25 protein-coding genes and 1 tRNA gene are annotated in these 23171 nt (G+C 42.0%); 14 read left to right on the top strand and 12 right to left on the bottom strand.

Features of this window, described 5'->3' with window-relative positions; translation table 11 throughout:
• Nucleotides 1-24 precede the first annotated feature (24 nt).
• Together Q0R88_RS03240 and Q0R88_RS03235 are read left to right on the top strand one after the other, a co-directional pair.
• A complete protein-coding gene (locus Q0R88_RS03240; protein ID WP_295712181.1) occupies nucleotides 25-876 on the top strand; it encodes an oxidoreductase in 852 nt (283 codons plus the stop codon).
• A gap of 224 nt (nucleotides 877-1100) precedes the next feature.
• Nucleotides 1101-1172: transfer RNA gene (locus tag Q0R88_RS03235), tRNA-Arg, on the top strand.
• A gap of 407 nt (nucleotides 1173-1579) precedes the next feature.
• Here the strand turns inward: Q0R88_RS03235 and ychF are convergent.
• Entirely contained in the window at nucleotides 1580-2683 is a 1104-nt protein-coding gene (gene ychF, locus Q0R88_RS03230) for a redox-regulated ATPase YchF (RefSeq protein ID WP_295712178.1), read from the bottom strand.
• Between the two features lie 234 nt (nucleotides 2684-2917).
• Between ychF and mgtE the strand changes: the two genes are divergently transcribed.
• Both mgtE and Q0R88_RS03220 read left to right on the top strand, forming a co-directional pair.
• Nucleotides 2918-4291, top strand: coding sequence for a magnesium transporter (gene mgtE, locus Q0R88_RS03225; RefSeq protein ID WP_295712175.1), 1374 nt, complete (start codon nucleotides 2918-2920; stop codon nucleotides 4289-4291).
• Nucleotides 4292-4378: 87 nt separating this feature from the next.
• Nucleotides 4379-4876 (top strand): DUF5362 family protein, encoded by a 498-nt coding sequence (locus Q0R88_RS03220; protein WP_295712172.1) that lies wholly within the window; start codon nucleotides 4379-4381, stop codon nucleotides 4874-4876.
• Between the two features lie 108 nt (nucleotides 4877-4984).
• Here Q0R88_RS03220 and Q0R88_RS03215 read toward each other — a convergent pair whose 3' ends face one another.
• The 7 genes from Q0R88_RS03215 to Q0R88_RS03185 all read right to left on the bottom strand — a co-directional run bounded on the left by Q0R88_RS03215 (nucleotide 4985) and on the right by Q0R88_RS03185 (nucleotide 11411).
• Nucleotides 4985-5317, bottom strand: a complete 333-nt coding sequence (locus tag Q0R88_RS03215; protein WP_295712463.1) for a DUF3276 family protein — start codon at nucleotides 5315-5317, stop codon at nucleotides 4985-4987.
• A 244-nt stretch (nucleotides 5318-5561) separates the two neighbouring features.
• Nucleotides 5562-7349: an ABC transporter ATP-binding protein gene (locus Q0R88_RS03210; protein ID WP_295712170.1), complete on the bottom strand. Its 1788-nt coding sequence runs from the start codon at nucleotides 7347-7349 to the stop codon at nucleotides 5562-5564.
• A 288-nt stretch (nucleotides 7350-7637) separates the two neighbouring features.
• On the bottom strand, nucleotides 7638-8036 hold the full coding sequence (locus Q0R88_RS03205; protein WP_295712167.1) for a nuclear transport factor 2 family protein: 399 nt from the start codon (nucleotides 8034-8036) through the stop codon (nucleotides 7638-7640).
• Between the two features lie 54 nt (nucleotides 8037-8090).
• Nucleotides 8091-9239, bottom strand: a complete 1149-nt coding sequence (locus Q0R88_RS03200) for an acyltransferase (protein WP_295712164.1) — start codon at nucleotides 9237-9239, stop codon at nucleotides 8091-8093.
• Between the two features lie 235 nt (nucleotides 9240-9474).
• Nucleotides 9475-9627, bottom strand: a complete 153-nt coding sequence (locus tag Q0R88_RS03195; protein ID WP_295712160.1) for a hypothetical protein — start codon at nucleotides 9625-9627, stop codon at nucleotides 9475-9477.
• 430 nt (nucleotides 9628-10057) lie between these two features.
• Nucleotides 10058-10369 (bottom strand): hypothetical protein, encoded by a 312-nt coding sequence (locus Q0R88_RS03190; protein WP_295712157.1) that lies wholly within the window; start codon nucleotides 10367-10369, stop codon nucleotides 10058-10060.
• 232 nt (nucleotides 10370-10601) lie between these two features.
• On the bottom strand, nucleotides 10602-11411 hold the full coding sequence (locus Q0R88_RS03185; protein WP_295712154.1) for an SDR family oxidoreductase: 810 nt from the start codon (nucleotides 11409-11411) through the stop codon (nucleotides 10602-10604).
• Nucleotides 11412-11852: 441 nt separating this feature from the next.
• Between Q0R88_RS03185 and Q0R88_RS03180 the strand changes: the two genes are divergently transcribed.
• The 9 genes from Q0R88_RS03180 to Q0R88_RS03140 all read left to right on the top strand — a co-directional run bounded on the left by Q0R88_RS03180 (nucleotide 11853) and on the right by Q0R88_RS03140 (nucleotide 18248).
• Nucleotides 11853-12938 (top strand): Glu/Leu/Phe/Val dehydrogenase, encoded by a 1086-nt coding sequence (locus Q0R88_RS03180; protein WP_295712151.1) that lies wholly within the window; start codon nucleotides 11853-11855, stop codon nucleotides 12936-12938.
• 48 nt (nucleotides 12939-12986) lie between these two features.
• Nucleotides 12987-13934 (top strand): transcription antitermination protein NusB, encoded by a 948-nt coding sequence (locus Q0R88_RS03175; RefSeq protein ID WP_295712148.1) that lies wholly within the window; start codon nucleotides 12987-12989, stop codon nucleotides 13932-13934.
• A gap of 20 nt (nucleotides 13935-13954) precedes the next feature.
• Nucleotides 13955-14395, top strand: a complete 441-nt coding sequence (locus tag Q0R88_RS03170; RefSeq protein ID WP_295712145.1) for a DUF1573 domain-containing protein — start codon at nucleotides 13955-13957, stop codon at nucleotides 14393-14395.
• Between the two features lie 17 nt (nucleotides 14396-14412).
• Complete coding sequence (gene yajC / locus Q0R88_RS03165) at nucleotides 14413-14739, top strand: preprotein translocase subunit YajC (protein ID WP_295712144.1); 327 nt, start codon at nucleotides 14413-14415, stop codon at nucleotides 14737-14739.
• 229 nt (nucleotides 14740-14968) lie between these two features.
• Nucleotides 14969-15916 (top strand): YbbR-like domain-containing protein, encoded by a 948-nt coding sequence (locus tag Q0R88_RS03160; protein ID WP_295712141.1) that lies wholly within the window; start codon nucleotides 14969-14971, stop codon nucleotides 15914-15916.
• Nucleotides 15916-16527, top strand: a complete 612-nt coding sequence (coaE, locus tag Q0R88_RS03155) for a dephospho-CoA kinase (protein WP_295712138.1) — start codon at nucleotides 15916-15918, stop codon at nucleotides 16525-16527. Before Q0R88_RS03160 ends, coaE begins: the two co-directional genes overlap by 1 nt.
• Before the next feature lie 79 nt (nucleotides 16528-16606).
• Nucleotides 16607-17545 carry an MBL fold metallo-hydrolase gene (locus tag Q0R88_RS03150; RefSeq protein ID WP_295712135.1) on the top strand — a complete coding sequence of 313 codons (939 nt, stop codon included), beginning with the start codon at nucleotides 16607-16609 and terminating at the stop codon, nucleotides 17543-17545.
• A complete protein-coding gene (locus Q0R88_RS03145) occupies nucleotides 17545-17718 on the top strand; it encodes a DUF5522 domain-containing protein (RefSeq protein ID WP_295712132.1) in 174 nt (57 codons plus the stop codon). The genes Q0R88_RS03150 and Q0R88_RS03145 overlap by 1 nt, the downstream gene beginning before the upstream one ends.
• Before the next feature lie 80 nt (nucleotides 17719-17798).
• Nucleotides 17799-18248: a MarR family transcriptional regulator gene (locus Q0R88_RS03140; RefSeq protein WP_295712130.1), complete on the top strand. Its 450-nt coding sequence runs from the start codon at nucleotides 17799-17801 to the stop codon at nucleotides 18246-18248.
• A gap of 316 nt (nucleotides 18249-18564) precedes the next feature.
• Here Q0R88_RS03140 and Q0R88_RS03135 read toward each other — a convergent pair whose 3' ends face one another.
• The 4 genes from Q0R88_RS03135 to Q0R88_RS03120 all read right to left on the bottom strand — a co-directional run bounded on the left by Q0R88_RS03135 (nucleotide 18565) and on the right by Q0R88_RS03120 (nucleotide 22253).
• Nucleotides 18565-19548, bottom strand: a complete 984-nt coding sequence (locus Q0R88_RS03135; protein ID WP_295712127.1) for an aldo/keto reductase — start codon at nucleotides 19546-19548, stop codon at nucleotides 18565-18567.
• A gap of 88 nt (nucleotides 19549-19636) precedes the next feature.
• Complete coding sequence (locus tag Q0R88_RS03130) at nucleotides 19637-20713, bottom strand: family 10 glycosylhydrolase (RefSeq protein ID WP_295712123.1); 1077 nt, start codon at nucleotides 20711-20713, stop codon at nucleotides 19637-19639.
• A complete protein-coding gene (locus tag Q0R88_RS03125) occupies nucleotides 20710-21840 on the bottom strand; it encodes a carbohydrate-binding family 9-like protein (protein WP_295712120.1) in 1131 nt (376 codons plus the stop codon). The genes Q0R88_RS03130 and Q0R88_RS03125 overlap by 4 nt, the downstream gene beginning before the upstream one ends.
• Nucleotides 21840-22253 (bottom strand): EVE domain-containing protein, encoded by a 414-nt coding sequence (locus Q0R88_RS03120; RefSeq protein ID WP_295712117.1) that lies wholly within the window; start codon nucleotides 22251-22253, stop codon nucleotides 21840-21842. Before Q0R88_RS03120 ends, Q0R88_RS03125 begins: the two co-directional genes overlap by 1 nt.
• A 78-nt stretch (nucleotides 22254-22331) precedes the next feature.
• Between Q0R88_RS03120 and Q0R88_RS03115 the strand changes: the two genes are divergently transcribed.
• Entirely contained in the window at nucleotides 22332-23042 is a 711-nt protein-coding gene (locus tag Q0R88_RS03115; protein WP_295712114.1) for a hypothetical protein, read from the top strand.
• Nucleotides 23043-23171 lie beyond the last annotated feature (129 nt).

Raw genomic sequence — 23171 nt, 5'->3', positions numbered from 1 at the left:
TTGGTGTATAAAAACAAAAGCAAAATGAAAACTCAAAAAACATGGTTCATTACCGGCGCCTCAAGAGGCTTCGGTTTAGTTATCACCAAAGCCGTATTGGCATCTGGCGACAAAGTAGTAGCTGCTATACGGAGCAACCCGGAAGCCTTAGCCGACCAGCTAAATCATCCCGAAAATTTATTCATAGTAAAGCTTGATATCACCAACGAGGCACAGGCTAAAGAAGCAACAGAAAAGGCTATTAATCATTTTGGCCGTATTGATGTGTTGGTTAATAATGCCGGTTACGGCTTACTATCGGCAGTTGAGGAAGCTACCGACCAGGAGGTAAAACAAAACTATGAGGTTAATGTATTTGGAATGTTAAACATCACCCGGGCAATATTACCCTATATGCGGAAACAACGCGCCGGCCATGTGATCAATATATCATCAGTAGGCGGATTAAGCGCTTATTATGGATGGGGATTATATGGTTCAACCAAGTTTGCTATTGAAGGCATTACAGAAGCCATGGCACAGGAACTTGCCCCATTGGGTATTCATGCAACTGTAGTGGCCCCGGGATTTTTCCGCACCAACTTTCTTGATGAGTCGTCGCTTACCCGTTCGGCAAATGTAATTGCCGATTATGCCGAAACCGTTGGCGCCATGCGTCAATTTGCAACCGAGGCAAATTATAAACAACCCGGCGATCCCGAAAAACTGGCCCAGGCATTTATCAAACTAGCCGCTGCCGAAAACCCACCGGTTCACCTGCCCTTAGGTAATGATACCCTAAAACGTTTCCGTGAAAAAACCGCCGCGTTTGAAAAAGATATCGAGAACTGGTATGATGTGGTAACCGGTACCGATCATGATGATGTGGCTAAGTAAGCATACAAATGGCACAAAACAAAAAAAGCAGACCAAAACTCTGCTTTTTTTGTTTCGTATGATGAGGGTCGCACCTACAAACCACTGCAGCAAACCGTTACAACAGAGGCACACAATCAAAAGCAGATCCGCAAAATCATTGTAAGCCTGTTGTTTAGCTTTATTATTGCCGTTTTTTAAATTTGCCCGGATAGGTAATGGCATTTTTATATATTTGCGTCTCTGCTCCCGTAGTTCAACGGATAGAATTATGGTTTCCGGTACCATCGATATGAGTTCGAATCTCGTCGGGAGCACAATAAAGCCTCTAATTGTATCAATTAGGGGCTTTTAAACAGATTAGAGGGCGGTTCTTGAGTGGATTTTATCCATGAGCCTCTTTTAGCTCATTGTTAAAGTCATAAAACTGTTTTTTCTTTTCGCCTGTAACTTTGTAGGATCTGCTACTGCAGAAATAGCATGAACAGGGCTTACCGGTAGTACGAAAGCAATTTGTATTTATCGAAGCATTATCCACTATGCCTCTGTTCTTAAGTCTCCTTTTAAACCTTAGCATTTTCAATTCATGTCTACGTGCTTTATTCATAGTCAATTCTTTAATTATAATTATATGAATATAAAAGAAAAACTTGTAGCAATAAAAAAGGGTTTACTTTTCAGCAAACCCTTTTTTAATTATGTTAAAGCTTCTCGCCCTATTCCCTTACACGTTAAATCTAAAGTGCATAATGTCGCCATCCTGCACAATATAAGTTTTGCCTTCAACGCCCAACTTGCCATTCTCTTTAATGGTAGCTTCAACGCCGTTGTATTTTACAAAATCATCATATTTAATAACCTCTGCACGGATAAAGCCTTTTTCAAAATCGGTATGGATCACTCCTGCAGCCTGTGGCGCAGTAAAGCCCTGGGTAATTGTCCAGGCGCGTACTTCCTGTACACCTGCGGTAAAGTAAGTGGCCAGGTTAAGCAAACGGTACGCTGCTTTAATGAGCTTATTAACTCCAGACTCGGTTAAGCCAAGATCGTTTAAAAACATCTGGCGTTCCTCAAATGATTCCAGCTCGGCAATTTCCGCCTCAATTTGTGCCGAAATGATCAGTACTTCGGCTTTTTCTTCTGCAACTGCAGCTTTCACTTGGTCAACATAAGCGTTGCCGGTACTTACAGATCCCTCATCAACATTACAAACATACATTACCGGTTTCGCGGTAAGCAGCCATATATCAGCAATGTATTCTTTATCCTCTTCGGCCACCGGCGCGGTGCGGGCAGATTTACCCTGCAGCAGGTGGTTTTTATAAACGGTTAAAACATCAAATGTTTTTTTGGCTTCTTTGTCGCCGCCGGTTTTAGCCATCTTTTCAACCTTCTGAATCTTTTTTTCTATCGAATCAAGATCTTTAAGCTGCAATTCGGTATCGATGATCTCTTTATCGCGGATAGGATCAACAGAACCATCAACGTGGATCACATTATCATTATCAAAACAACGTAAAACGTGGATAATAGCATTTGTAGCACGTATATTGGCTAAAAACTGGTTACCCAGGCCCTCGCCCTTGCTGGCGCCTTTTACCAGGCCGGCAATATCAACAATTTCGATAACGTTGGGCACAATAGACTTTGGCTGAACTATTTCGGTAAGCTTTGTTAAGCGCTCATCCGGCACTGTAATTACACCTACGTTTGGCTCAATAGTGCAAAACGGAAAGTTGGCCGCCTGCGCCTTGGCATTTGATAAGCAATTAAAAAGTGTTGATTTGCCCACATTTGGTAAACCCACTATTCCACATTGTAAACCCATTTTGTTATACTCTAAATTCTAAAATATGTCCATAGTCAATGGTCCGCAGACCATAGTTAAAGTTGACTATCAGGCCGATATTTGCTATAGACCATGGCCTATGGACTATCGACCAAAAGGCTGCAAAGATAACAGAAATTTTTGCCTAATAATTTGAAAAAATAAACGACTTTTGCCATCGTTAAAAAAACAGAAAACAGTTTATAATAAGATGTAAAAAAACGAGGGCGTTTTATGGAAGAGATGGTTGAGCAAATAGAATTGTTGCTGGAAACGAAAGACAATACCGGGTTACAGGATTATTTGAACAACCTTAACATATCGGATGTTGAAGAACTGATTGATGAACTTCCTGAACATGGTGCCCTGTTTATTGAAATCCTTTCTATTAACCGCGCCGTTAATGTGTTCCGCATATTGGATTTCCCAACACAGGAGCGTATTATCAAAAAACTTTCGGGCCAAAAAGTGGAAGAGCTTATTAATGAGCTCCCGCCTGATGACCGTACATCGCTTTTTAGTGAGTTACACGGCGATGCGGTTCAAAAACTGATCCAGCACCTATCGCCGGAAAACCGCAAGGAAGCTTTATCCCTTTTAGGTTACGAAGAGGATAGCGTTGGCCGTTTGATGACGCCTGATTACATTGCCGTAAAAAGAACCTGGGACGTTACCCGCGTATTATCACACATTCGCCGTTACGGTAAAAACTCCGAGACGATTGACGTAATATACGTTATAGACGAGAATGGCCAGTTGCTGGATGATATCCGCATCCGCGAGATATTGCTGGTGAAACCCGAAACAAAGGTGAGCGACCTGATGGATGGCCGCCTGATTTCGCTGAGTGCAAGTGATCCGCAGGAAGAAGCTATCAATATTTTCAGGATGAACAACCGCACGGCTTTGCCTGTAGTTGATAGCGAAAATATTTTGCTTGGGATAGTAACGGTGGATGACATTTTATGGATAGCCAACGAAGAGTATACCGAAGATATTCAAAAAATAGGTGGTACCGAGGCTTTGGATGAGCCTTACCTGGATATTAACCTTTTTAAACTGGTAAAAAAACGTGTTGGCTGGCTTATCATTTTATTTTTAGGCGAAATGCTAACGGCTACTGCTATGGGCTTTTTTGAAAAGTCGATTGAAAAGGCGGTTGTGCTGGCGCTGTTTATCCCGCTTATTATATCAAGCGGTGGTAATGGCGGCTCGCAGGCTTCAACCTTAATTATACAGGCAATGGCGCTTGGCGAAGTTACCGTAACCGACTGGTGGCGTGTTATGCGTCGCGAGTTACTCTCGGGCCTGATGCTGGGTGCTACTTTAGGTATCATCGGTTTCTTCCGTATTTTTGCTTTTGCCATGCTTTGGCCTCACCTTTACGGTCCGTATTGGATGCTGGTTGGGTTAACGGTAGGTTGCGCCCTGGTGGGTGTGGTTTTGTGGGGGTCGTTAGCAGGATCCATGCTGCCGCTCATCCTCAAAAAATTAGGTGCCGACCCTGCTACGTCATCTGCGCCGTTTGTTGCTACGCTGGTTGATGTTACCGGGCTTATTATTTACTTTTCGATAGCGTTGCTGTTTATGAAGGGTACGTTGCTTTAACATAAATATGGCATCCTATTATTGTTTAGTTTAAATATTTATATCTTTAGTACTAACTATATAAATATTTAAACCCTAAACTAAAAAATGGAAACCGAAGAAATCTACGTTGCTCCTTTAGAACCAAACAACAATCTTATTTTAACACCCGAAGCTCAAAGCTATCTGTTATCTGCCGGTAAATGGGCTACCTTTTTAGGTATTCTTGGCTTTATATTTTGCGCCTTATTTTCACTTGTAGCCATATCAATAGGTACTATTTTTACAAAAATGGCCGAAATGATGCCCTATAATCCGGGGCTAAAAATGATGGCGGGTTTTGGCGGCGGCGTTACTATTTTTTATCTGCTGATTGATTTGCTTTATTTTTTCTTTGCACTGTACATATATCAGTTTGCAACAAAAATTAAAAAGGGTATCAACTTTAGCGATAGTACTCACATTACTGCCGGCCTGGGCAAGCTAAAGTCCTTTTTTAAATTATGGGGAATTGTAACCATAGTTATCATATGTATATATGTGTTAGCTATTATTGGCTTTATAGCATTTGCAGCAGTCATGAAAAATTCTATGGTTGGTGTTTAAAAAGGCACCTATGTGAATCAGGAACTGGTATTACTTATTATACAAAATGAAAAACCCCGCCAAAAGCAGGGTTTTCTTGTAATAATATAGTTTAGTGGTTGTTCGGCCTTATATCTCGAATGAGAAATCCTCATCAGCAGATGTTTTTGCAACTTCAGAGTTCTCGCTGTATTCGTAACGTTTTTCAACAACGTCCTGGTTAGCCTTTATATAGTCAACTGTATCTTTTAAGCCTTCGGCAAATTTTTCAAAATCCTCTTTGTATAAAAAAATCTTGTGTTTAATAAACACACCGTCCTCCAAACGTTTCTTGCTCTCTGTTATAGTAACATAGTAATCGTTTGATCTGGTTGCCTTTACATCAAAAAAATATGTTCTCTTCCCGGCTCTCACCTTCTTTGAAAATACCTCTTCCCGCTCTCTATTGTCAAAATCTCCCATATGAATATACCCGTAATTAGTTTTGGTTGGCATAAATATAAATAAAAATTCAAACAGCAAGTATTTTATTCAACTTTATTACACATTTTAAAACAAAATGGCACTTTACTTGTGTTGAAGTTAAATTTATTACAGTTTAGAGATTCAATTTACCCGATTTTTAAACACTTTTGCACCGAATATTTTCGCAAATAAATGTTAAGAAACAGGGCAAAATGGAGATTTTTTTAGCGATTTTCCTGGTTTACGCGTCCTGCTCTTCTTCAAGCAATTGCTTTTCGTACAGGTCAAAATAGGTACCTTTAAGCTGCATCAGGTATTCATGGTTGCCATGCTCAACAATTTGGCCCTTGTCCATTACCAGTATCTTATCGGCGTTTTTTATCGTCGATATCCGGTGCGAGATAATGATACTGGTTTTACCCTGCATTACCCGGCCCAGGTTATTCAAGATCTCCTCCTCGGTACGGGTATCAACTGCCGAGAGGCAGTCATCAAAAATCAATATCTGCGGATGCTTAAAAATTGCTCGTGCTATAGATACCCGCTGCTTTTGGCCGCCGGATAGTGTAACACCACGCTCGCCAATCAGGGTGGTAAAGCCATGCTCAAGCTCTATAATATTGTTATAAACAGCGGCATCTTTCGCGGCCTGCTCCACAACCGGCAAATCAAGCACATCGGCACTAAAGGCAATATTATTGGCTATGGTATCCGAGAACAGGAAAACCTCCTGCGGCACAAAACCAATTTGCGACCGGTAACCTTCCAGGTTAAATTGCTTCAGGGGGATATTATCAGCAGTTATTTCGCCGTCGGTAGTATCATACATGCGCATTACCAAATTGGCAATGGTTGATTTGCCCGAACCTGTACGGCCAATAATGGCCACCATTTGCCCCGGATCAACTTTAAACGAAACATTTTTTAAGGCCTGTATCCCGGTATCCGGGTAAGTAAATGACACATTATTAAACTCAAGCGCGCCTTTAATGGTATGCACCACCCCATCAGCAGACATAATCTCTGGTTCCTGTTGCAAAAACTCATTGATTCGTTTTTGTGAAGCCGCCGCGCGTTGGATAAGTGAGGTTACCCAACCAAGTGAGATAACCGGGAAAGTAAGCATGTTTAAATACACAATAAACTCGGCAATGTTACCCGATGTAATATTCCCTTTCATTACCTCAACCCCGCCTACGTACATGGTAATTACGTTACTTAAACCTACCAGCAATAACATAATAGGATAAAACATAGCCTGCACCCTGGCCAAAGCCATGGAATGAGTTTTATAATTCTCGCTTTCGGCAGCGAAGTTTTTGCGCACAAAGCCTTCGCGCACGTATGACTTGATGACCCTGATACCCGAAATATTTTCCTGTACAAAGCTGGACAGACCCGATAACCGCTCCTGGATTTGCTCGCTGCGGTAATTGATTATATTATTTACGTAGTAAATAATACCCGCCAGTATAGGCAATGGCAATACCGAAAAAATGGCCAGCCTTATATTTACCGTAAGCATGGCGTATATCACCAAAATAAATAGCACCACCGTGTTAATGGTGTACATAATACCCGGGCCCAGGTACATGCGTACCCGGCTTACATCTTCGGTAACACGGTTCATCAAATCGCCGGTGTTGTGACGGCGGTAAAAAGCAAGCGACAGGAGCTGGTAATGATTATAAATTTCGTTCTTCAGATCATACTCAATATGGCGCGACATGAGGATGATGGTTTGTCGCATAAAAAAAAGAAACAGCCCCCGCAACAGCGCCAGCACTAATACCAGCGCGCCAAAAAGCATCAGGCTGCTGCCAAAAATATCATAGATCATACTTTGACGGTTAAAGCCGGCAAAAAGCTGGTAAGCGCCAATATTTTCGGTAACCAAATCAAAAGCTACGCGGATAACCTGCGCGGGCAGCACACCAAAAATATTGGATATAATTACAAACATCACACCCGGAATTAATCGCCAGCGGTATTTGTAAAAAAACTTATTGAGGTACGCGAGGTCTTTCATGTTTTAGTCCGAAAGTCGAAAATCCGGCAAGTCCGAAAATCCGTCAGATCAAAAGTATTAAAATTTGGGAGGATTGTTCGAGGGTAAAGGTCTGACGGATGTAAATAATTTAACGCCCGTTTTTGCATGAGTGTTATATCTTGTTGCCGGCTACGGCAAAAGCAGCATGTTAAAGTTTACCAGGCCGCGCCAGCCCCATCAATGCCCAACACTTACAACGCGTGTCACTTTCCATTGGCCATCCTTATATTGCCAGATGTGTACAAATTTCATGACACCTATCACCGGCTAGCCGTTTTCGGTATGGGTAAAACGATGGGTTCCCATTTCAATAGCTCCGAAGCCGGGCATAGGGTAAACTTCCAGGCTTTCGGGCAATAGGTCACGCCGCAGATCGGCCGCTTGTTTATTTTCAAAAATCCCTTTAAAACCGGCCATAGTGGCAGCGTAACCGGTAACGCCTTTGCCATCATTATAAAACTCCACATCGGCGGCAAATAAGGTTTTAAGCACATCCATATTACGGTTATTAAAAGCGTTAAACATTACGCTATCCATACGGGCAATGGTTTTAAACAGCGCAGGGTCCTTCGGTTTAAAAGCTGTGGTTTGGGCCTTAGCGGTAAAACCAACAGCAATAAACATTACAAAAAAACAGATGCGGAAAAACAAATGAGGTGCTTTCATGATCAAACTATTAAATATACCGCAAAGACGCCCGCGGGCCCCCGGTAGTTACAGTTAAGCTACAATATTTGCCTCTACTGTTTTTTTCGCCAAAAAGCGTTTCGCAAGCCATTTTCTAACGGGTTCGTCATATAATTTTAGCGAGGCGTAAGCAATGACAATGCTAACCACAAACAAAAGCAGGCCAAACCAAATACCATACTCCATGGGTACCTTATTTTTTGAAACCCAACCTGTATAAAGGTATATCAGCGGGTAATGCGTAATATAAATCGGGTATGATATATCGCCAAAAAACCGGCACACCTTGGCCGAAAACTTACCGTCTATGTGGCCTCCGGCACCAATGGCAACAATCAGCGGAAACATCAGAATAATAGCAAACGACTCATACAACCCGTTCATCCACAAATGTTCGGTACCGCCAATCCTGGGTATAAATAAAACAAGGGCTATCAACAGGCTACATACGGTAAAAGCGCCTTTGATACGAATCAGCTTGCCCATACGCGAAAGCAGGATCCCGGCAAAAAACGGGTAAAGCATACGTAAAAAACCAATATTAAGCTGAGTTTTATCAATACTCCAGCCGCCGATAACATCCCCCTGCGGGCCCATTACCAAATAGCGCACAAGTAAACCGGCAAATATAACCACCAATACCGCAAGCACCTTTTGCGAAACTTTGCGAAAAAACAGTGCGTACATGATGTTGGCAATGTATTCAAAAAACAGCGACCATGCCGGACCATCCAGTGGATGCATTTCCTGCCAGCCCCGTATATCCATCGATATAGGCAAGGGAATCATTGTAAAACCAACCACCATCACCAACAGCAACTTCCAAACCGGCGTACCGGCTATCAGCGGAAACACCGGGCTTGCCTGGAAATAAAAAAGCAAGGCGCCAATAATAGTACCCACAATAACCATGGGTTGCAGCCTGATTAGCCGGCGTTTGTAAAAATCCCACTGGCTCATTTTTCCCCATCGATCATCATAAGCATAAGCCACCACAAAACCCGACAGCAAGAAAAAGAAATCGACCGCCAGATAGCCATGATTAATGATCTGGTTAAAACGGTTACCCGAATAGGTTTCTAAAACGTGGAAAGCCACCACCAGCAGCGCGGCAACCCCACGCAAGCCATCTAAAATTGGATAATGTTTTTTTGAATCAGGATAAGCAGGCGAAGCATTCATTTAATTTGTGATAATTATAAATGGTAAAATTGGGTTTAATCAGGTTAATGATGCCGTTATGGTTAAGCGGCAGTATTTAACGCTAAATGTGCTTAAATAAAATGGAAATACATAAATGAATTTTACGCATTGGGAATTTCATGAAAAAAAGCTTTAAATGTCAGACTGATATAAGAGAGCGCAACTCTGTTTTTTTGTTGTACTTCAGGTTCGACATGCTAAGACGCGCCGAAGATCACCTGGTTAGTTCCTTTTCATCAAAATCAACAGTAATACCTTCCACAAATATTTCATCTTTATTAAAGGAGCTATATTTTTCCGTCATCTTACTTGTTATTTCTTCAGTAACATCAATTCCACCGCCATTTTTAAAGTTGATCTTTATCATATCGACAGTATAAATAGGCCCCCCATGGAAATCCCCACCAACCAAAAATCAATGAAAGAATATTGTAACGCAATCGATACTTGGATATCCGTTCGCCGGGCCTTATAAAATACGGGGGAGATATAAGTCTGAAAGTTAAAGCAAGAATCGAAATGCAATAACCATAAATTACAATTTTTGCACCCTCATTTAAACCTTTATATAGTTCATTTAATGATATTCCGTTTGTTGCTTTAATGGTATAAGTTTTCATCAATTGTTGTAAAGGTTTATTACACTAAATATAGATACTTTATAATTTAATACGCGCTAAATTATAAAGCATCACGTCTTTAGCATACCAAATACCTTCGTAACTATCGATATCAAACAAAAAACAGTATTGGCGTAAAATCTTGACTGGTCGTCTTTAGTACAGGGGCATTCTTATCTACCCAAAATACTCCTCTGTTGATGCCACTAAGGTTAACAACTTCAATACCGGTTCTACTTCAAGCTGGCTTGCCCAAAGTTCCTCGTCAAATTTTTTGAATGATTGAAGGGAGGTAAGTACCTGGTGGGCTTCTTCGTTTTCCAGCTGATCAAAGTGCATAAAGGTTTTGCCATCGGGCAGTAACCAGGCACCATATTTTATACCGGGATGGTTAAGCTGTTTTAACTCGGCAACAATGCCGGCAATGTTTTGCTGGTTTGTTGCGGCAAATTGCGCTGTGGTGGTGTATTGTACTCTTACTATTTTCATGGCGAATAAGTTTTAATAGTTATCTATTATTATATTGAATATTTGATTGCAGTGCGCAGACGACTCACCCCGACATCGCTGCGCTTATCACCCCTCTCTCCGCTTCGCGCATAGAGGGGATTTAAAAATTCTGATCAAAAAACTGTTTTGCCCTCTTTTCAACGAAGTTGAAGAGAGGGCCGACCGGCGAAGTCTGGTCGGGGTGAGTCGTCCGATATGCTTAGCCGATTGATTATTTATCAGTCACCACCCGTTCCACCCTATAATTTAACCCGGCTGTCGTGCCGCTGGTTACATCAATAGTAACTCCTGTTATTTTGCCGGCCATAGCTGATGCAAGGAACACGGCGGTATTGGCTATATCTTCCATCAATGGCAGTTCTTTCAGCATGGTGTCGGCTTTCATTTGGCGAAGAACCTGCGCCATTACTTCGGGTTGGGCGGCAATCGCATCCGCAAATACTTTCGAATCGGGCGAACCTCCAGACCGGATATTTACCACCCTCACCCCGTAAACGCCCAACTCTGCGGCCAGGTTCCGCGAAAAACTTTCTACAGCGCAACATGCCGCCGCAAAGCCGCCTGTATATGGGTAACCTATTCCTCCGGGCGTTGCGGTAAGCGACAGAATAACGCCCGAGTGTTGGGGCATCATTACCCGGCCAGCCGCCGTAGCGGTCAAAAACCGGGTTTGTAGCATATTGGTTACCGGGCTCATGAAGTCATCTGCCGGCATATCAACCAGGGGGATGCCCTGCACAACATCAACCCCAACAGCATTAAAAGAGATATCTACCGTACCAACTTGCTGCACAACGCTATTTATATGATCGTTGATCGCTTTTTCATCCAGGGCATCCACTTCATCTACTTCGGCAAGCCCGCCATGGGCAATAATCTCATCTGCTACTTTTTGTACCGGGCCAGCATTGCGACCGGTTAAAAATACCCTGGCACCTGCGGCGGCCAATGCTTTGGCAACTGCACTGCCCAAAGAGCCGCCTGCGCCATATATAATTGCATTTTTGTTTTGGAGTAACATACAGCTTGGTTTATGTGGTGAAGGGTTTTGCTATACAAACCTAAAATTAAATATTTTTATTGCAGGGGGCTATTACAGACAATTTAAGGGTGATATTGCGACGATTATCACCCTCACCCTTACAAAACACAAGGGCTGTATGGTTTTGAGCCGTGCACTGCGTTTGGTATATCGGCCAATTTGATACAGCCTTCTAAACCGGGCTGTTACCCCGGTCTGTAAAAGCATCACTCGGTTAAAGCCCTCTGCCCGGATGCCTTCGGCGGATTCAATATGACGGGCCTTTTTAAAGGTCAATTTTTACCGTTAAATAGCTGCCTTACTAACGTTCCTTATCTAAGTTATGACTTTGAGCTAACTACTTTCAGTCTTATTAACTTTGTCAGTCAAAAAAAAACAGCTACTTTTGTACCGCCTTAAAAACATTTACTGCCATATCCAATGTCCGTCCAACTACCATCACAATCCATATTCGGCCAGCTCGAAACATTCGGTCATACAAAGGTTGTTTTTTGCAGCGATCCGGATACAGGCTTAAAAGCCATCATAGCTATTCATGATACTACACTCGGTCCTGCTTTTGGCAGTACACGCATGTGGAATTATAAATCAGAGGCTGATGCCCTGAATGATGTGTTGCGCCTGTCAAAAAGCATGACCTATAAATGTGCTATTGCCGGGCTTAACATGGGCGGTGGCTATTCGGTTATCCTCGGCGATTCGCGCAAGGATAAAACGGAGGCGTTGATGCGCAAGTTTGGCCGCTTTATTAAAAACCTTAACGGCGAGTTCATCACATCAGAAGATGTGGGCACCAGCCCGCGCGATATGGAATACATCCGTATGGAAACGGAGTTTGTTACCGGTATCCCGGAAAGTATTGGCGGTAGCGGCGACCCATCCCCGGTTGCGGCACAAGGGGTTTTGATGGGTATTAAAGCATGTGTTAAAGAACAGTTTGGTACTGATACCCTTACCGGAAAATCGGTAATTGTACAGGGTGTAGGCCATGTGGGCGAGCACCTGGTGCGCCTGCTCAGAGATGAAAACGTTAAAGTTTACATCAGCGATATTCAGGAAGAACGCATTGGGCAAATTGCAAAAAAATATGGTGCTGAAGCTATATCAAATAATAGTATATTTGATATAGATGCCGATATATATGCGCCCTGCGCGTTGGGTGGCACCGTAAATAGCGAAACTATTAACAAATTAAAATGCAGCATTATTGCAGGGTCGGCCAATAACCAGCTCCTGGATGAAAGCGTGCATGGCGAAATGCTGCTGGATAAAGGCATTATGTTTGCGCCGGACTATGTGATCAATGCAGGTGGTATCATCAACTGCTATTCTGAGTTAAAGGGTTTTAGTAAAAAACGAACCATGCAGCTTACCGAAAACATTTACGAGGTCACGCGTAACATTTTAAAGCTTTCGAAACTCGAAAACATTTCAACTATTGATGCGGCAAATAAGATAGCCGAAAGACGGATAGCTGATATTAAAAAAGTAAAATCATCATATTAATTATAATTTAAACTGTGAGCCTGATGGCTCACCAAATCGTTCTTACACATGTTAAACAGAAGGCACCTAAGGGTAAAAGTATTACAGGCACTGTACGCGTTCCACTCGTCAGATACAAGGGAGATCAATCACCATGAAAAAAACATGTTGCACAGTATCGACCAGGTTTTTGAAATGTATATCTGGATGTTATCATTAATATCCGAAGTGGTTAATTATGCGGCAAACGACAAGGAAGAAAGAGCCAACAAATATTTACCCTCCGCCGAAGACTTGAATGCTGACGTTAAAATACTTGGCAACAGGTTTATCCTCTCCTTAAATGACAACCGGGACTACCTCATCGCTTTAAAAAAATATAAAGTAGAGTGGCAGTTTGAGCCAGAACTGGCTAAATCGTTGTTCACCATTCTTAAAAATTCGCCCGAGTATATTGCTTACCTGGCAAAAACCGACGATACCATCCAAACGGACAAGGACATCATCAAATTCATTTTCAAAAAAGTAATTTTAAAATCATCACTGGCCGAGCAGGTTTTTGAAGATAAATTTATTTTTTGGCCGGTTGATCGTGATGTATTGCAGGCTTTGATAGCCAAAACTTTCAAAAACTTTTCAAGCGACGATTACAAACAAAATCACCTGGCCGAAATTACAGGTAACTGGGTAGAAGACCGCGAATTTGTGGTTGATCTGTTTGAAAAAAGCATCCGTTTTGATAGCCCTTACCAGGAACTGATAGCCGCCAAAACTACCAACTGGGAACCAGATCGTATTGCGATGATGGATACCCTGCTGATGAAGATGGCCATTACCGAGTTTATTAACTTTACATCTATCCCGGTAAAAGTAACTATTAACGAGTACCTTGAAATTTCAAAGGAGTTTAGCACACCTAAGAGTAATTCATTTATAAACGGTATCTTAGACAAGATTTTGATAGACCTTAAGGCCGAAAATAAAGTACGTAAAATAGGCCGGGGATTAATAGAATAACCACATTGCAGAGCATCCAAATGAAGAAATTATTTTTAAGCTTAATAGCCGCAGGTTTGTTATTATCGGCCTGTAATCAATCAAAAGGCAGTGGCCAAACCGCGGCTGCAGACAGCGCGGCAACTACTACCGCCAATGCAGCCAACGCGCCAGTCATGAAATTTGAAAAAGACAGTCATGATTTTGGTAAAATTAAACAGGGTGATAAGGTTAATTACGATTTTAAATTCACCAACACCGGTAAATCGCCATTGATTATTTCAGAAGCGCATGCTACATGTGGATGTACTATACCTCAGTGGCCTAAAACACCCGTTAAACCAGGCGAAAGTGCTTTAATACAAGTAACTTTTAACAGCGCCGGTAAAAGCGGTTTACAAGACAAGCAAATTACAGTTACAGCCAATACAGTGCCTGCCCAAACTATGGTGCACCTTATAGGCGAAGTTTTAACTAAATAATTCAATTAATTTAAACAATGATAGCAACTATTTTATTACAGGCACCGGCAGGTGGTTCAAGTGGTTACGGTATGTTAATACCAATGGTATTAATTATAGTGGTATTTTACTTTTTCATGATCCGCCCACAGGTTAAAAAGCAAAAAGATCAAAAGAAATATGTGGATGAACTAAAAAAAGGCGACAAAGTAGTTACTACAGCCGGCATCCATGGTCGTATCATCGATCTTAATGATACCACATTTTTGGTTGAAGTTGAAAATGGTAAGATCCGTTTTGATAAATCAGCAATATCTTTAGATGCTTCAAAAGCATTAAATACACCTGCAGTAGTAAAAGCTTAAGCTTTTATGAGCAAGGATGTAAGGAGCAAGGAATAAGGACTGAAAGACAAAAGACTAAAAACCTTAAAAGGCGAAAGATGACCGGTAATTTTACCTTAAACTTTCGCCTTTATGCTTTTAAAAAAGTCTTTGACTATTAAGCCGTTATCCAAAATCCTTGATCCAAAAATCTTTGATCTTTGATCCAGAAATCCTTGATCCTTGATCCAAAAATCCTTGATCCAAAAAAATGGCTATAGTAAAATTATCCACAACAGAACGGCGACGGCTTTCGGCATTTTTTACCTGCCTGGGGCTGGCTGTTATTGCATGGATATTTACTACGCTCTCAAGCCCTTTGCCATATACTGTTGATGAAACTATAGCTTATAAAAACGCTCCTCAAAAACGCGCATTTCATTCCTTACAGGCCGATACTATTAAAGCTACTATACAGGGTACGGGCTGGCAGATGCTGTTTTCGAGGATGAAACCCGAAAGCAAGCCGATTACGGTGGATCTGGCTTCGTTAGAGACCCGCAATTATGTGGTGTTAAGCACCCAGCTTAAACAGATTAACAACAAGCGGGAGGCCAACCAGCAGATTACTATTATTGATCCTGATACCTTATATTTTGATTTCAGCAACCGCTTAACCAGGAAAGTACCTGTACAGGCCATGATGAACATCAAGTACCAAAAACAGTTTGCAGTATCGGGCAATGTAACTATAAAACCGGCTTATATAACCGTAAGCGGCCCGGCGGATCGCCTGCAAAAAATCAGTGCCTGGAAAACCGATTCTATACAGGCAGCTGATGTTAATGAAACCATAGCTACCCGTGTAAATTTACAGGCGGTTAATGAAGGCAATTTAAACATCTACCCTAAAACTGTACAGGTAATTATCCCAGTTGATGAGTTCACCGAAAAAACGCTGGATATTCCGGTTAAGCTAATCAATAACCATCATTTTGATAACGTTAAGGTTTTTCCGCAAAAGGTTAAGGTCACTTTTACAACTTCACTGAACCGATACAAGGACATGACCGAAGACCTGTTTGAAGCCACTGCCGATCTGGACCTCTGGCGCGATCATGGCTATTCAACCCTGCCTGTACAGCTAACCCGTTTCCCCCCGTTTTGTAAAATAGTGAAGGTAAACCCGGCTAATATTGATTTTATCATTAAAAAATAATGCTTAAAATAGGTTTAACAGGTAATATAGGCAGCGGTAAAACCACCGTAGCCAAAGTTTTTGAACTTTTAGGGATCCCGGTTTTTTACGCTGATGACGAAGCCAAAAACGTGATGGTTACCGATACCATCCTGGTTGATGCTATCAAACAATCCTTTGGCTCCGAATCTTATTTTGAGGATGGCTCACTTAACCGCAAACATATTGCTGGCATTGTTTTTAATAACAGCACCCAATTACAGAAATTAAACGCGCTGGTACACCCCGCAGTTTTCAGAGCTTTTGATAACCTGGAAGCAAAGGCCAAAGGCGCACCCTATATCATTAGGGAAGCCGCCATATTATTTGAAAGTGGCTCCTATAAAACATGCCAACGCACCATAGTGGTTACCGCCCCGCTTGATGTACGTATTGCACGTGTAATGCAGCGCGATGGCATTTTACGTACCGAAGTTGAAAGCCGCGAGGCCCGCCAGATCTCCGAAGAAGAAAAGAAAAACATGGCCGATGACATCATTATAAATGATGATCATCAACTGGTAATTCCGCAGGTGCTTGCGTTGCACAATAAATATTTAGCAATGGCTAAAAGTTTAAACCTGGTACATTAATAATTAAATCAACCGAAAGCTATCCCAATAAACAAATCTTAGCTTTTTGCTTTACGCATTCGGCTTTTAGCCTATATATATGATACTTGATGATTTTGTACTGATAGATGATAAAGGCCTGTATTGCAAATACGGCGATTTTTATCTCGACCCTAAATTACCCGCAAAAACCGCGGTAATAACCCATGCCCATGCAGACCATGCCATAAGTGGTAACAACGAAGTTTTTTGCACAAGGGCTACGGCATCTGTTATGCAGTTACGGTACGACCGCACAGCGGCCAAAGTTTTCAATATTATCCCTTTTAATGAACCGTTTAATGTTGGCAATGTAAAAATAACCCTGATACCGGCCGGCCACATGCTGGGTTCGGCCCAGGTGTTAATGGAATATGATGGTACCCGCTACCTGTACACCGGCGACTATAAACTGCAACCCGATGCCACCTGTGAACCTATAGAATGGGTAACTACAGATGTACTGATCACCGAAAGCACCTTTGCCGATCCGGCTGTAATTCATCCCGATCCGGTTGAAGAGATCAAAAAAATAAACGCTATTAAAAGCAATATCCTGCTGGGTGCCTATGGCCTGGGTAAAAGCCAAAGGCTCATCAATTTAATAACCGAGCACGCGCCGCAGAAAAAGATCTTGGTGCATCATAAAATCATGCCCATTAATGCCATTTACGAAAAGATGGGATTCCATCCGGGTAAATATCAGATGTATGGCCGTAAGCTGATGAAGGTACAGGACGAGTTTGTGTACATTGTACCGCCATTTACGTTTGATAGCTACATCAGGGCTACCGGTGTAAAACGCCTGTTTGCCTCGGGCTGGAAAAATCTGCAGGTAAACAACCAGGATACCCTGTTCATATCCGACCATGTGGATTGGAACGACATCCTGGAAACCATAGCCCGCACTCAACCCAAACAGGTATGGACCCTGCATGGCGATGGCAAGCATTTAAAAAATCATTTCAATAACCAGATATTTGTAAAAATTCTCAACTAATGTTGCAGGAGGGGGTTGATTACTACATAAACGAGGATGGTAACTTTGTTTTCACAAAGCAATATCACCTTACCCGGGGCTATTGCTGCAAAAACAAATGCCTGCACTGTCCCTGGGATTACGGCAAGCCTAAAACACCTGACAACAAGGCGGATACAAAGAATATAAACTAAGCGAATATCGATAGCTCATTTGAGGTAACAACAATTTAAAAATAAATAAAGATATTTGCACTTTAGTCATTAAAACTATTATGCGGATAGACGACGAAATACAAAGTACAAAGTTTGAGGATAACTATCATAAGGTAGCTATTAATATTGCCTATACTTCGGGTTGGCTAAACAACTTTTTCCGCTGTCATTTTGATAAGCATAACCTTACGCAGCAGCAATTTAACATCCTGCGGATATTAAGGGGTCAATACCCTAAGCCGGCAACAATCAATTTACTGAAGGAGAGGATGATTGATAAAATGTCTGACGCCAGCCGTATTGTTGACAGGTTAATGCAAAAAGAACTGGTTTCGCGCTGCACCAACAATAAAGACCGCCGCGCAGTGGATATCCGTATCAGCGAACTTGGTTTGGAAACTCTGGCCAAAATGGATGAAGAATTTAAGACCCGTGAAGTACTTAAAGATAATTTGAGCCCCGAAGAAGCAGGCCAACTCAGCGATCTGCTGGATAAGCTGAGGGGATAAGTTAAATTTTTTAACATCCTGCGTTTTAAAATCCTAGCGCGGGGACACTGAAAGGAAAATGACATTTAAAAAGGGCTGTCCTGCTGAGCCTGTCGAAGCATGTGGGCAAAGGCCTCTGCGCGCGCCCCTTCGACAGGCTCAGGGTGACAGGCTTTTTTTAAATGCACTATGTTAACAAAAACATCATCCTTGAGCGTAGCGAAGGATCTGTTATTCGCCATGCTTCTTCGCCCTGTAAAGTTTGTTAACAGATCCTTCGCTACGCTCAGGATGACAAAAGTTTTTTAAACATGTTATGGGAAGGCACAATCCTCTCTTAAAAATGCCCCCTTATTTTACCAAAGATCTCTGCATCATACAATTCTCTTAAATGCTGATGCACATCAGCCGACAATGGCGACAAAGCAGAAGCTTCTACGTTACTATTAACCTGCGATACTTTTGATGCACCGGGTATCACCGTGGTCACTTCCGGATGATCCAAGATCCAGCGGATTGCCCATTGCGGCATGCGGTTATCTGGCAGCAAGCCTTTTATTTTTTGCGATAGCTTCACCCCTTCTTTAAACTCAATGCCCGAGAATGTTTCGCCGGTGTTGAAGGCATCGCCGTTGGCATTATAATTACGATGGTCATTTGCTGCAAACTGTGTTTGCTCGTTAAACCTGCCCGATAATAAACCGCTGGCTAAAGGCACCCGAACAATAATAGCAACACCTTTTTCTTTTGCCCTGGCAAAAACCTCATCGGCTACGTGCTGCCTAAACAAGTTAAATATGATCTGTAAGGATGCTAATCCCTCCTGCTCCAGGCAAATTAAAGCCTCCTCTGATGTTTCTACACTGGCACCAAAATGGGTTATCAGCCCCTCCTGCTGTAAGCTGCGCAAATGATCAAACACTTTACCCGCCTTCATTTCATCCGTTGGGATGCAATGCAGTTGTTCTAAAAACAATTGCGGCACATCTAAATGCTTTAGGGAATCTTCTACGTTCCGCTTCATCACATCATAAGTGAAATTTTGTGGCCAGCCATTTGGGGCATCACCCCTGCGGCCAAGTTTTGTGGCTACAAAAACTTCTTTATCAATAGTTTTTAAAAACTTACCGATAACCGATTCACTTACGCCCATGCCATATACATCAGCTGTATCAATAAAATTACCGCCGGCATCGGTGTAAGCTTTTAATATGTTAAAAGCGTCTTCATCGTTAACATTCCCCCAATCAGCACTACCGAGTTGCCAGGTACCCAGACCTACTTCGGCTATTGGAGTGTTTTTAAAATTTCTGTTGTTCATTTGAATTTAATTATTCCCGTTATCGCGAAGTAACTTACTGCTACTGTATATTCATCATCTGCACATTTGAAATCTGAAATCTGCACATCTACCCCTTCGTTTCCTCGTGCAGGATATCTAAAATAGACGGTGTTACCCTGCCGAAAAATGAGATCCCGGCAGCACCGTTTTTCAACGCGTATTGTATGCCGGCCCGCACCTCTTCATCATTTTTAAAATCAGAAATATACAACCCTGCATATAACGGAAACTTTCCATCCAGGAAATGAACGCCCTCGGCTACGGCATCGCCTATCCAGCTTACACCTTCTTTATAAAAACCGTGGTATATCATCGGGCACACACCATCCAGGTGAAAGTTTGTCCAGTCTTGCCGTACATTGCGGCGCGCAACCTCAGGGGTTGGGAAAACCGCCGCTGTAATTGCTTTTTTATGTTGTTTAGCTATTGCCGAAATGCTGTTTACCACCCTGATGATATTACCATACCTAAATAACCGCCAGGAAAGACTGGCATCCGGGTATTGGATAGCTTTTACATCCTGGCCGTATTGCTCTTTAAATTTAGCCCGGCATACCTCGCAATAGCAATAATCATATTCGGGCAGTTCTCTGGTCTGCTCAATTTTATATTTATCCCAAAGGTTTACCGGCAGCACAACATCGCAATAACGCACATAATCCAGGTGAATACCATCTACGTAATCCAGCGACAATATCTTATCAACGGTACTGGTTAGGTAATCCTGCACCTCGGGGCGCGATGGGCACAGCCAGCGGTAGTATGTTACGTAGGGCGGTTTATCGGCACATGAATCGCCGTTGCGGTTTTTACTATACCATTCCGGATGCGTGGTAAGCAACTCGGCGCGGTTAAAGGTCCATATCCAACGGTGAGCTTCTATTCCGGCTGCCTTAGCCGCCCGGAAATGCCTTTCACTGTCGTTCTCAAAAAATATCCCGGTTATCCCTTTTGCCTTATAAGCCGCATAGTTGACCTTCAAATCCTCGTCTGCATCTTTCAGGTTCGGGTTTATCCAGATCCAGTTTTTCTTTACTTTTTTCTTTGCAACCGGAGTATTTACCGTAGCAGCATTGCTTAATAAAGGTAATTGGGAAGCAACGCCGGCCAACAAACCGGCTTTTAAAAATTGGCGCTTATTCATGGGTGTATCGGTTTTAATTGTTCTATGAAACCTTCCTGGTTTATGGTATAGGTTATGTTAGTCTTTTTATCCGTTACAGAAGCATCAAACTGACTTTTGGTAGCTTCTAAATTTAGTTTATTACTATTCCCCGCAATATCATATTTGCCTTTTATACCCAATTTACCAAGAGAGGATGCATACTCATGATGTTGCTTGTACCATAACTTTTCGCGGTAATACACCAGCCACAGGTATTTCTTCTGTTCCTCGGCATAAGGCATGGTAAATACCACATCATCAGCCTCATGTTTGCTAAACAGCAGGTATCCCCAATGCTCGGGACTATGCATATTAATCTCGCCCTGTGATGACCATACCCAATTATGCTCGGGCAGATCATGGCCGAGTGAATCTTTAAGTTTTACGTTGCGGCCATCTACAACTTTGGTATCATACTCCACCCTCGAAAAATTAACGCGCCATATAGTTCCATGCTGGGGTGGGGCAGATTTAAACCCCATGGTGACAGCACGAAACGGAATAGCCATTTCTACAGTCCAGCCCTTATCGGTATCAGCTGTGTTATTTAACGTACCCTGCACCTTTACTGCCGATAGGAGCCCATTTGCATCCCATCCTATAAGTCCGCCGCCGTTGTTACGGTAAGGTTTATTTAAAAACAGATCGAAAATAGTGTTCAGCGCATTCACCTCAATTTCATAATAATTATGAGTGGTAGCTGAGGGATCAATAAACAACTCAAAATCATTATCGTGATATACGATATCATCATGATTTTTTAATGTGGCCCAAACCTGCGGATCATTAATACGGGCGGCTACGTAAAGGTATTGATCGTCCCAAAGCATTTTTACATTGGTTTGCAATGGGGGCCTGGGTTTCAAATCACCCTCAATATCCACAAAGTCGCTTGTCCATTTTGCCTGTTGCCATATTGCATCGTCAATATCCCCGTCAATAACCGGCGGCTTAGCAATGTATTTTACCACATAATTTTGCGGAACTGCAAACAAGTTTTCGAGTCCCGCAAAGGGTGATTGAGCCGTTGCCAGCTGCGGTGCAAGCAATACGGCGGTTATTAAAACAGCTTTTATATAACTCTCTATTTTAAATATGGTGGTCATTAACTACCCAGTTCCAATATACGGTCAAACTCCTCGCGTTTAAGCGCCATCACAGATAGGCGGCCCTGGCGTACCAGGCCAACATCTTTTAGCTGCTCATCAGCTTTTATTACCTCAAGAGTTACCGATTTTTTAAGCGTTTCAACCGGCGAAAGATCAACTACCACCCAGTTTGGGTCTTCGGTAGTAGGATCCTGGTAAAACTCTTTTACTACTTTGGCTACCCCTACCACTTCTTTACCATCATTACTATGGTAAAACAGCACCAGGTCGCCTTCCTGCATCAGTTTTAAGTTATTGCGGGCCTGGTAGTTACGTACGCCATCCCAAAAGGTACGTCCATCTTTATTAAATTTTTCCCAGCTATATTTTACGGGCTCACTTTTTACTAACCAAAATAGTGTGTTTTTCATATCGTTAAGGCACTTTTTAAGGTTGTAGGGAACGAAACAGGGAACAAAATTTTATTAATTATCATAAATTTACAAAAAATGAAAGAGAAAAAAAGCCAGACTATATTAGTCTCAACGTGGGAAGAAATCGAGTTCAATTTATACATACCATTTATCCGGGATAAAGATAATAAGCCCTTTGTATTTTTCAATTATTTAAATCCTGATACCAACAAAAAGAAAAAAATTGTAAAATCGGTCGGTCTGGACAGGTACACTGATGTTAAAACCCTAAAGAAACAGGCTAAAGAATTAATTGATTCTTTAACTGATTTACTTTCCGGTGGTTGGAACCCTGTAACCAATTCTTATAACGACTTACCAATAACACCATTATCGTCAATATCTGAATGTATGGAATACTGGCTGAAAACCCGTATTGAGGCTGCTAAACTTGAAGCTATAGGTGATAAAGCCTTAAAGAGTAACACATATCTAATGGATTTCTTCAAGAAATGGCTAACAGCTAAACAGTTTTTATATAGGAAACCAAATTCCTTCACGTATCTGGATATTGATAATTTTTTACAAACTACTGCAAAAGATAGGAAATGGGGTAAAGTATCATACAATTGTTACCGAATGGATTTGAGTACTTTTTTTAAATCGTTGGTCACACAAAAAATAATTTCTGATAATCCAGTGGCACTATCCGAAAAGAAAAACATCAAAAATGATTCATCAAGATTTGTGATTTTTGATGAAAATGAATTAACAGATATAGTTAAGTTATTAGAGTGGAGATTCTGATGAACCAGACCACCTGATTCCGGCGCAAGCTGACCACCAATTCCGGGGCAAACTGACCAGGGGATTCCGGGACAAACTGACCACCCTGAACGTGTAGCAAATGCTGTAGAAGCAACCATCTTTCGGAGG

The organism is Mucilaginibacter sp. (genome assembly GCF_025362475.1).
GTDB lineage: Bacteria > Bacteroidota > Bacteroidia > Sphingobacteriales > Sphingobacteriaceae > Mucilaginibacter.
Note: the sequence above shows the minus strand (reverse complement) of the source record. Positions and strands in the feature narration are given on the sequence as shown.